7 protein-coding genes are annotated in these 10826 nt (G+C 71.2%); 1 reads left to right on the top strand and 6 read right to left on the bottom strand.

Features of this window, described 5'->3' with window-relative positions; translation table 11 throughout:
• From AC31A1_RS36600 to AC31A1_RS36590, 3 genes are all read right to left on the bottom strand, one after another.
• On the bottom strand, nucleotides 1-1746 hold a 1746-nt coding region (locus AC31A1_RS36600), incomplete at its 3' end, for an ABC transporter ATP-binding protein (protein WP_489657436.1).
• An 11-nt stretch (nucleotides 1747-1757) separates the two neighbouring features.
• Nucleotides 1758-3482 (bottom strand): ABC transporter transmembrane domain-containing protein, encoded by a 1725-nt coding sequence (locus AC31A1_RS36595; protein ID WP_489657435.1) that lies wholly within the window; start codon nucleotides 3480-3482, stop codon nucleotides 1758-1760.
• Nucleotides 3483-3661: 179 nt separating this feature from the next.
• A complete protein-coding gene (locus AC31A1_RS36590; RefSeq protein WP_489657434.1) occupies nucleotides 3662-5941 on the bottom strand; it encodes a hypothetical protein in 2280 nt (759 codons plus the stop codon).
• Nucleotides 5942-6149: 208 nt separating this feature from the next.
• Between AC31A1_RS36590 and AC31A1_RS36585 the strand changes: the two genes are divergently transcribed.
• Entirely contained in the window at nucleotides 6150-6848 is a 699-nt protein-coding gene (locus AC31A1_RS36585) for a DUF6333 family protein (RefSeq protein ID WP_489657433.1), read from the top strand.
• Nucleotides 6849-6854: 6 nt separating this feature from the next.
• Here the strand turns inward: AC31A1_RS36585 and AC31A1_RS36580 are convergent, their stop codons facing one another.
• The 3 genes from AC31A1_RS36580 to AC31A1_RS36570 all read right to left on the bottom strand — a co-directional run.
• The gene (locus AC31A1_RS36580; protein WP_489657432.1) at nucleotides 6855-7763 is read right to left on the bottom strand and encodes an alpha/beta hydrolase family protein; all 909 of its coding nucleotides are present in this window, start codon (nucleotides 7761-7763) and stop codon (nucleotides 6855-6857) included.
• Nucleotides 7764-7799: 36 nt separating this feature from the next.
• Nucleotides 7800-8819, bottom strand: a complete 1020-nt coding sequence (locus tag AC31A1_RS36575; protein WP_489657431.1) for an aldo/keto reductase — start codon at nucleotides 8817-8819, stop codon at nucleotides 7800-7802.
• A 195-nt stretch (nucleotides 8820-9014) separates the two neighbouring features.
• A partial coding sequence (locus AC31A1_RS36570; protein WP_489657430.1) for an ABC transporter ATP-binding protein occupies nucleotides 9015-10826 on the bottom strand: 1812 nt, incomplete at its 5' end.

The raw sequence follows: 10826 nt of genomic DNA, 5'->3' as shown, positions 1-10826 counted from the left end.
CCCGTCCCCATGCCACGAGTGCCACAGCGCCGCATAAGCGCCCCCCGCCCCCACCAGCTCCTCGTGCGGGCCGAGTTCGGTCAGCAGGCCGTTCTCCATCACCGCGACCCGGTCCGCGTCGTGGGCGGTGTGCAGGCGGTGGGCGATGGCGATGACGGTACGGCCCTCCAGTACGGCGGCCAGGGCACGCTCGGTGTGGCGGGCGGTGGCCGGATCCAGCAGCGCCGTCGCCTCGTCCAGGATCAGGGTGTGCGGGTCGGCCAACACCACGCGGGCGAGGGCGAGTTGCTGGGCCTGTGAGCCGTCGGTCGCCGAACCGCGGGGGCCGAGGCGGGTGTTGAGCCCGTCCGGCAGGTCCCGGACCCACTCCTCGGCGCCCACCGCGTTCAGTGCCGCCCACAACTCCTCGTCCGTGGCGCCCGGTTCGGCGATCAGGAGGTTGTCGCGGACCGAACCCAGGAACACGTGGTGCTCCTGGGTGACCAGCACCACCTGGCGGCGCAGCGTCTCCGGTTCCAGCCTGTGGACCGGCACCCCGCCCACGGTCACCGTGCCCTCGGTCGGCGCGTCCACGCCCGCCAGCAGCCGGCTCAGCGTGGTCTTCCCGGCGCCGGACGGGCCGACCACCGCGAGCCGTTCACCCGGCCGCACGGTCAGGTCGACGCCGTGCAGCACCTCGCCGCCGCGCTCGTACGCGTACCGCACGCCGGTCAAGTCGATCCGGTCGTCCGCCGGAGCCGGGGTGTCGTCGTCGCCCTCCGCGCGGGGCGCCCGGGCCAGCCCCTCCACGCGGGCGAACGAGGCGCCGCTGCTCTGGAGTTGCTCGACCCGCATAAGGATCTGGTCCAGCGGTTCGGCGAACTGCCGCAGATACAGCGCCGCCGCCACCACCGCACCCAGGCCCACCTCCCCGCGCCCGTGCAGCCACCCGCCGACGAACAGCACGCCCGCCACCGGGATCGTGTACGACATCTCGACCGCCGGGAAGAACACGGTCCGCAGGTACAGCGTGTACAGCCGGCTCCGCAGAGCCGTCCGCAGCGTGTCCCGGCTCGCGGTCACCCGCCGCTCCTGGAGCCGGAACGCCTCCACCGTGCGGGCCCCGGACACGGTCGCCGTGAGGATCTCGGCGACCTCCGAATTGGCCGCGCCCTCCGCGAGATAGCCGTCCCGGGCCCGGCGCAGATACCAGCGCAGGGCGAACCACACCGGCGTGAGCCCCAGCACCCCGAACAGCCCGAGCAGCGGGTCGAGGACGAACACCGCGCCCATCACGAACAGAGCCTGCACCGAGTTGACCAGCAGATCCGGCCCGACATCACGCAGGGTCGTCCCCACGATCGCCACGTCCGCCGTGCCGCGCGCGGTCAAGTCACCCGTCCCGGCCCGCTCCACGACCGACGCGGGCAGCGCCAGCGCCCGGTCGACGAAGTCCTCCCGCACCCGCGCCAGCGTGCGCTCACCGAACCGGTGCCCCACGTACCGCGCCCACCGCGCCAGCAGCAACTGGGCCAGCGCGCACGCCACGATGACCAGCGCCAGCCGGTCCACGGTGCTCACCCCGGCCCCGGCCCGCACCTCGTCCACGATCCGCCCGAGCAGCCACGGCCCGGCGAGCCCGGCCGCCGCGGCCAGCGCGTTCACCACGAGCACCACGCCGAACGCCCGCCGGTCGGCCCGCACCAGGCGCAGCGCGGCCCGCCGTACGTCCGCCTTTTCGGCGACGGGCAGTTGACCCTTGGCCAGTGAGGACTGCGTCACCGTACGACCTCTTCCTCTTCCTCTTCCACTTCCGCGTCCCGGGCCACCAGCGCGCGGTAGCCGGGTTCCTCCGCCAGCAGCCGGCGGTGGCCGCCGCTGGCCGCGACCTTGCCGTCGACCAGGTAGTGCACGGTGTCCGCGTGGTCGAGGACCAGCGGGGACGTCGTGGTCACCACCGTCGTACGGCCCGTGCGCTCCGCGTGCAGCCGTCGCGCGACCGCCGCCTCCGTGTGCGCGTCGAGCGCCGAGGTCGGCTCCACCGCGAGCAGCACCTCGGGCTCGGCGAGCAACGCCCTTACCAGGCGCACCCGTTGACGCTGTCCCCCGGAGAGACTGCGTCCCTGCGCGGCCACCGCCGAGTCAAGACCCTCCGGCAGCCCCTGCACGATGTCGTCGGCGGCGGCCGCGCGCACGGCCTTCGCCAGCGCCTCCGCCGACCGCTCGTGGCGCCCGGACACGACCTCCGTCAGCGGTCCGGCGAACAGGTCGGCCTCGTTGTCGGCGACCAGGATCCGCGCCCGCACCTGCTCCAGCGGAATCGCGTCGAGCCGCACCCCGCCCCAGGTCGCCACGGACGGCGCGTACCGCCCGAGCCGGTCGACCACGGCCAGCGCGTCGGCGGGCCGCGCCCCGACCAGCGCGGTCAGCCGCCCCGGCAGCACCCGCACCCCGGAGTCGGGATCGTGCAGAGCGGCCGGTTCGGCGGGCGCCGCCAACTCCCCGGCATCCGGCGCGGGTTCGAGCCGAAGGAGCTCTACGACCCGCCGCGCGGCCACCACGCCCCGGCTCAGCTCGTAGACCATCTGCACGAAGAACGACACCGGGCCGATCAGCACCGCGACATAGCCGTACACGGCGACCAACTCGCCGATGCTGAGCTGCCCTTGGGCAGTCAGCCGGGCCGCGAGCCAGGTCACCACGGCGAGGAACAGCGTCGGCAGCCCGACCCCGATCGCCTGTACCCAGCTCGCCACCGCGCCCACCCGGTAGCCCTGTGCGCGCAGCCGCTGCGAGTCACGCCGGAACGCGTCCGCGAACAGCCCTTTGCCGCCAAGGCCGTTGAGGACACGCAGGCCGCCCGCGAGGTCGCCGATGCGCGCGGTCAGCACGCTCTGCCGCTCCCGGTACTCCGTCTCCACGCTCTGCAGCCGCAGCGTCAACGGCCCCGCGAGCAACGCGATCACCGGCACACCCAGCAGCACCACGGCGGCCAGCGGCGCCGAGATCGACAGCAGCACGCCCGCGACCACGCCGTAGACGACGAGGGCGCCGAAGCCGGGGCCGACGACCGTCAGGGACTGGGCGATCGTCCACACGTCGCCGACGCCGGTGGTGATCACCTCGCCCGCCTGCGCGCGGCGCGAGAGCACGGCGCCGAGCCGGACCGTCTGGCCGACGATCAGCTTCACCGTGCGGAAGTTGGCGTCGATCCGGACCCGGGTCATCGTGCGGTGGCGCATGATGCTCAGCCACGAGTTGACCGCGCCGACCACGAACAGCACCCCGGCCCACCAGGCCAGCGCGCCCATGTTCCCCGCCACCAGCCCGTCGTCGACAGCCCGGGACATCAGATACGGCGCCGCCGCCATCAGCACCATCCACACACTCGACAGCAGCGCCCCGGACACCGCCCGCCCCGGCTGCCGCCACACCAGCCACCACAGGAACCGCCAGCCGCCCCGGCAGTCCGGTGTCCCGGGATCCTCGTACGCGTCGATCATGAGCCTCCTTGCCCAGGCTGCCGGGCGCGCGCAGCCGTGAGCGATCCGGGGGTGGTTGGAGGCAACGAAGATTACCGAGCGTGAGCGCGGTTGCCCATCGAATATCGCGCGCCCGCACGCCAAGGGGCCGGTACGCGGAGTGCGCGTACCGGCCCCATCAGGTGTTCGTCCGCCGGGAGTTACCCCTGGGCGGTCCTACGGCGGCGCATCCACCACACGAGTGCTCCGCCCGCCACGGCGAGGACGCCGGCGATGCCCGAGATCAGGCCGACCGGTGCGTCGTTGCCGGTGTGGGCGAGGTCACCGCCGGGGTCATTGGGCGCGGGCGTCGTGGGTGCCGGTGCCGGTGTGCTCCCGCCGCCACCGCCGCTGTGGGTCGGAGTGGGGGTCGGCTTCCCGGTGTGTGTCGGGGTCGGCGTGGGTGTGGGGGTGGACGTGCCGGTGTCGTCGGCGGCCGTGTTCGCGCCGAGGAGCAACTGCCCCGTCGTGTCGGTGTTGTCGGTGAGGGTCTTCACGCTGGTCTGCGTCTGCCGGGGCAAGTAGCGGTGCTGAACGGTGAATTGGACCTTGCCGACGTTCTGCTTGGGCTGCTTGGACAGGTCGACGCCGCCCACGATGTAGACCTGCACGGTGCCGTTCGCGTCGGGGACGTCGTAAGTGAACTCGCCGTGCGTGTAGATGTTCCGGTACTTCTGGAACAGCGCCTCGCGGGTCCAGTCCTGGTTGGGCGCGCGCAGCGGCCAGCGGGAGGCGTCGCCGCTGTTGATGATGGCGTGGTAGTCGGTGGGCGACTTGGCGTCCTGCTGGCGGATGTACTCGGCCGCGACGCGCGCGGTGTAGACGCGGCGCAGATCGGCGTACTGCGGTGCGGTGTTGATGGTCTTCTCCACCGCGGGCACGATCATCTGGTCGATGACCCGCTGGGCCGCCTTGGTCGTGGCCTCGTCCGGGGTGCAGATCGGCTCACCGGGACCCTGGGTGACCGTGGTCTGCGCGGTCGACTTCAGACGCAGCGGGGTGTCGAGGATGTAGATGCCGCCGTCCTGCTCACGGACCTGCGCGGTCTTCGGCTCGATCCAGTTGCGCAGACCGGGCATGCACGGCTTGCCGTTCTCCTTGGGGAGAGCGGCCCAGTAGCGCTTGCCGAGGTCGGTCGCGGGGTCCATGGCCTTGTAGAAGTCGTGCTTCATCTGGAGGTCGGCCTCCAGAAGCACCCGACCCGCGTCCGTCCTGCCGAACTTGGCGTCCATGATGCGGTCCGGCTCGTCCGGGTTGAGGTTGACCCAGAACTTGTCCGGCGTCAGCGCGAGCCAGGTGAAGAACGCGTCCGAGATCAGCTGGGAGTTGGCCTTGCCACCCCAGCCGGACTGCTCGGTGGGGTCCTCCTTGGCGTCGAACGCGAAGTCGACGCCCTTGCCCCTGACCGGCTTGCCGACGTACTTCAGGTCCAGCGTCGAGAAGTCGACACCACCTGGACCGCGCGGCAGACCACCCGGGTTGGCCGCGTTCTTGGCGTTCAGGAAGTCCGCCATGCTCTTCGGGGTGGGCCGCGACTCGCGGATCAGATCGGTGAGCCCGCCGCGCGTGGAGCCGGACTGGCCGGGAGGCTGCATGAGCCCGCTGGTCGCCCGCTGACCACCGCTCCTGGGCGCCAACTCCACCCGATCGGAACGGTAGTTGTACTCGGTGACCCGGTCCCCGGCGAGCTGCCGCATGTTCCCCAGGAATTTCTTCGCGTCCGCCTTCTGCGGCTCGGCGAAGACGTACTTGACCTTGCTGTCCTTCCACGCCGGGTCCTTGGCCCACGCCAGGTCCTTGGGCACCTGCGTCCGGTCCGGGCTGCCGTTGGACTTGATCTCCAGGATCTGCTTCGTGCGCGTGTTGTACGCGTCGAGCTTGCGCCGGTAGGTCTTGCCGGTGTCGGGGTCCTTGAACTCGACCTCCTTCTGGCAGATCCACTCGGGCCCGACCAGCCCGTGATCCTTGATCACCTTCTGCTCGAAGGCCTTGCCGCGCGGGTCGTTCCCGGAGTTCGGGATGAACACGGCGTCCCGATAGTCCGTGAAGTTCGGGTACTTGTCCTTCTGCTGGAGCCACCGCCACCAGACCCGGTCGGGCTGCGTCGCCGGAGCCTTGGTCAGCTCGGACAGCGCGGCCTGCTTGGCGGCGGACGGCGCCCCGAGCCCGTCCCACTCCTTGGCCGGATTGACGTACGCGTAGTCGTCCCACTGGGAGGTGGCCCGGGAGGCGTCGAACTGCGGCAGCCCGGTGGTCGGACGGGTGTTGGAGGGCAGGCCGTACAACTCGTCACAGCGCTTGCCCGGATCCAGCGGTCTCGGCGCGGCATCCGCCGCCGTGATCCCGGGAAGCCCGGTGAGAGCCATGACCGAGGCGCACGCGAGCGCGACGACCGACCGTCGCAGTGCGCGCAACCGCCGGTGGCGTATGGGTGTGTGCACGTGATGTCCCCGTGGGGGCCCAGTGGGCATGGGGTGTTCGCGCGGCGCCAGGGGCCCCCGTGGTCGATGTGGCGCCGCCGAACGGACCTCACGCTAGACGCGCGCATGTACATGTCGAAGCTGATCCGCGCTTCGGTGACCGGGTCAACTCGCCTTCTCCACAGGGTGTTCACAGCTTGGCGCGGACCCGCGGCATACGCTCGGCGCCATGAGTCCCGTATCTCCCGGAACACGGGTGGACCCCCGTCACAGCGGGCACGCGCATCTGGTCGTGGTCCAGCCTCCCTTCGCACCTCCGCTGCGACCCGAGGAGCGACCGTCCGTCGTGGCGCACGACCCGGAGGCGGCGAGGGCGGCCGTGTTGTCGCTGTCGTCGGTCGCGGGGATTCGCGGTGAGGAGGATCCGTCTCGGCTCGGGCATCCCGAAAGCCCTTCCGACCGGGGGGAGTTGGACGTCGTACGCGCGGCCGCGTGGAGGGCCACGGTGAAGATCACCGACCCGGCGCTCGTCGAGGACGGGGTGTTGTCCAGCGCGTTGGAGGACGAGTTCCGGGCCCAGAAGAAGAGGCACCCCGACGCCCGGATCGTCGCCGTCTGCGAACGGGACTTCGGGGCGGCCTACTTGAAGATCCTGGTCGCGGTGCCGGGTGCTCCGGACCTGGCGGTCGAGGGCTTCGACGAACTGGAGACCACCGGCGACCCCCGAGCCACCCTGACCGCCGTGGGCATCGACCCCGGTCAACTGGCCGACGATGACGAGGACTTCGTCGACTACGACGAACTGCTGCACGTGCTGACCGGTGGCGCGCTGTCGGTGTACGTGGACGAGGAGCGGGTCGAGTCGACGTTCGTGGTCGACCGCAGTGAGGAGGGGGAGGCGGGGATCGGGGAGGTGTGGTTTCCCTGAGCGCCTCTACTTCCTCTGCAACTTCCCCAGCGGGTCGGGGTCTTGCTCCAGTGCGGTGGCCGCCCGCTGCCAACCGGTGTCCTCGGGACGCAGGGCGCTGCGCAGGTAGGCCGTGGTGAGGCGTTGGAGCAGGGCGACGCGTGCGGGGCTTTCGTCCGTCGTCTCGGCTACCTCGTAGCCGGGGATGCCGCCGAGTGAGTGCTCCGCGCCGAAGAGGGTGAGCAGGGTCTTGTCGCCGGGACCGTAGGTGTACGGGTCGGTGAACCAGTCCGGGCCGCGGGTGGAGAGCCGGGACTGGTCGTGGTCCCCGGCGACGATGAGTGCCGGTGTGGTCATGGTGGCGAACGACGGCCTCATGAAGGGGAGTTGCTCGGCGGCGAACGGGGTCAGGTCGTCGCCCAGGCCGGTCAGGGCGAGCAGTACGCCCGCCTTGACGCGGGTGTCGGACAGGTCCTCGCCGGGTACGCCGTCGGGGTCCAGGACGCGCGCGCCCAGCAGGGTGCTCGCCGTCTGGGCTCCCCAGGAGTGGCCGGCCACGGCGACGCGGTCGTGGTCGAGGCGCCCCGCGAGGCCCGGCACGGAGGCCTCCAGGACGTCGAGTCCGTCCAGTACGCGCTTGAGGTCCTCGACGCGGATGCGCCAGATCCGCGGGAAGCGGGGGTCCTCGTGCGGGATGCCGAGCGTCCTGGAGTCGAGGTGCGTGGGCTGGACGACCACGAAGCCGTGCCCGGCCCAGTGGTCCGCCAGCGGGGCGTAGCCGTCCATCGACCAGCCGAAGCCGTGCGAGAAGACGACGACGGGCAGACCGCCGCCGGTCACGGGCACGGAGACGCGGACCTGGAGGTCCTCGCCGCGGCCCGGGGCGGGCAGGATCAGCGGTTTCACGGACACGATCGCGGTGTTCGAGTCGGACATGACTGTGCTTCCGTCCCCTTGGTTGTCCGGTGGGTCTCAGCGGCGGCGCAGCGACGGGTCCAGCAGCGCGGGCGGGGTGTCGTTCTTCTCGTGGGCGGCGAGGTCGGTGCCGGGGGTGACGATCGTGTCGATCGCGTCGAGTACGTCGGCGGAGAGCACGGTGTCCGCTGCGGCGAGCTGGCTGTGCAGGTGGTCGAGGGTCCGGGGGCCGATCAGCGCGCTGGTCACGGCGGGGTGTGCGGTGACGAAACCGAGCGCGAGCTGGATCATCGTGAGCCCGGCCTCGTCGGCGACCTTCGCCAGCTGTTCGACGGCGTCGAGCTTGGCCCGGTTGGCGGGGACGGTGGTGTCGTAGCGCTGCGGCATGAACGTCGAGCGGCTGGTCGTGATGGACAGGCCCTCGCGGATCGCGCCCGACAGCCAGCCCGAGGCGAGCGGGCTCCACGCCAGGACGCCGAGGCCGTACTCCTCGGTCACCGGCAGTACGTGGGTCTCGATCCCGCGCTGGAGGATCGAGTAGCCGGGCTGCTCGGTGACGTAGCGGCTCAGGTGGTTCTCCCGGGCGGCCCACTGCGCCTGGACGATGCGGTACGCGGGGAACGTCGAGGAGCCGAAGTAGCGGATCTTTCCCGCGCGTTGGAGGTCGGTCAGCGCGGAGAGGGTCTCCTCGTCGCTGGTGCGCGGGTCCCAGCGGTGGATCTGGTAGAGGTCGACATGGTCGACACCGAGCCTGCGCAGGCTGTTGTCCAGCTCGGTCACCAGCCAGCGGCGCGAACCGCCCTGGTGGTTGCGTTCCTCGCCCATCGGCAGGCTCGCCTTCGTGGCCAGCACGATGTCGTCGCGGCGACCGGCGATCGCCTTGCCGAGCAGTTCCTCGGACTCGCCGCCGCTGTACGCGTCCGCGGTGTCGATGAGATTGACCCCGCCCGCGAGAGCGGCGTCGACGACGGCGGTGACCTCCTCCTGGCTCGTGCGCCCGATCCTGCCGAAGTTCATCGCACCGAGCGCGAGGGTGCTGACCTGTACGCCGGTGCGGCCCAGGGTGCGGTACTGCATGGCTGTGTCCTCCAGGACGGGTAAGCGGAACCTTGTTCCGGAAACGATACGGAACAGGGTTCCGGTTAGCAAGCCTGGAGGTGCGGAACGGGAGGGGGCGGTAGGGGGGAGGTGACTAACGGCTATGAACGGTTACTGGCGGTTACGGGCGGTGTTCATGGGGGTGCGAGGCAGGCCGGGCTGCGCGCATCGCGCTTACGCCAGACTGTCCCGCCACGCCCGGTGCAGGTCCGCGAACCGCCCCGTCTCCGCGATCAGTTCGGCCGGGGTGCCGTCCTCGACGACGCGGCCGTGTTCCATGACCAGCACCCGGTCCGCGATCTCGACCGTGGAGAGCCGGTGCGCGATCACTACCGCCGTACGGCCGCGCAGGACCGTCGACATGGCGCGCTGTACGGCCTGTTCGCCCGGGACGTCGAGGGAGCTGGTCGCCTCGTCGAGGATGAGGACGGCGGGGTCGGCGAGCAACGCCCGCGCGAACGCGACGAGTTGGCGCTGACCCGCCGAGATACGGCCACCCCGCTTGCGTACGTCCGTGTCGTAGCCGTCGGGCAGCGCGCTGATGAAGTCGTGGGCGCCGATCGCCTTCGCGGCCCGCTCGATCTCCTCACGGGGTGCGTCCGGGCGGCCGATCGCGATGTTCTCGGCGACCGTGCCGGAGAACAGGAACGCCTCCTGCGTCACCATCACCACCCCGCGCCGCAGTTCGGGCACGGACAGTTCGCGCAGGTCGACGCCGTCGAGCAGGACCCGCCCGTCCGAGGGGTCGTAGAACCGGGCCAGCAGCTTGGCCAGGGTGGACTTGCCGGCGCCGGTGGAGCCGACCACGGCGACGGTCTGGCCGGCGGGGAGGGTGAGGTCGAAGACGGGCAGGACCTCGCCGCCGGTGCGGTAGGCGAAGCGGACGCCGTCGAAGACGACCTCGCGGCCGGGCTGCTCCGACTCAAGTGCCGGGAGCTGGACGGGGGTTGAGGGTTCGGGGACCGACGGGGTCTGGGCCAGCAGGCCCGCGATCTTCTCCAGGGAAGCGGCGGCCGACTGGTAGGAGTTGAGGAACATGCCGAGGCGGTCGATCGGGTCGTAGAGCCGCCGTAGGTACAGCACCGCGGCGGCCAGTACGCCCAACTCCAGGGAATCGTCCGCGACTCGGGTCGCGCCCCAGAGCACGATCACCGCGACGGCCGTGTTGGCGACCAGGCGGGAGCCGGTGACGTAGCGGGCCATCTCCAGCAGGGCGTCGCCGTTGGAGCGTTCGTGCCGTTGGTTGAGAACCTCGAAGTCGGCGTCGTTCACGGCCTCACGGCGGAACGCGCGGACCGGGCGGATGCCGTTCATCGTCTCGACGAACTTCACGATCACGCGCGCGATCGCCGTGGAACGGACCGCGTACACCCGTACCGCGCGCCGCTGGTAGACCCGCACCAGCAGGTACAACGGCACGAAGGACGCCACCGCGACGGCGCCGAGGCCCAGGTCGAGCCAGAGCAGCATCGCCGAGATGTACACGAACGACAGGATGACCGTGATCAGTTCCTGGAGTCCCTCGCTGAGCAGTTCGCGCAGGGCCTCGATGTCCGTGGTGGAACGGGAGATGAGCCGGCCGGACGTGTACCGCTCGTGGAAGTCGATGCTGAGCGCCTGCGCGTGCCGGAAGATACGGCCGCGCAGATCGAGCAGCACGTCCTGGTTGACGCGGGCGGAGGCGCCGATGAACGCGTACTGGAGTCCGCCGGAGACCAGCGCGCAGAGCAGGTAGCCCGCCCCTACGGCGATCAGCGGGCCGTGGTCGTCGTCCCGGAACGCCGGAACCGCGCGGTCGATGGCGTACGCCACGAGGAGGGGGCCCACCTGTACGGCCGCCTGCTGGAGCAGCAGGAGGAGGGTTGTGACGGTGACGCGTGCCTTCATCGGCGCGAGGAGGGAGCGCAGGAGGGTGCCGGTCGCGCCCGGGGGAGTGGGCAGGACGTCGTGATCGAAGGGGTCGCCTGCGGCGGGCTTGTGCGGGGG

This window comes from Streptomyces sp. P5F9 (assembly GCF_057961495.1).
This window is presented reverse-complemented; position numbering and strand designations above follow the sequence as displayed.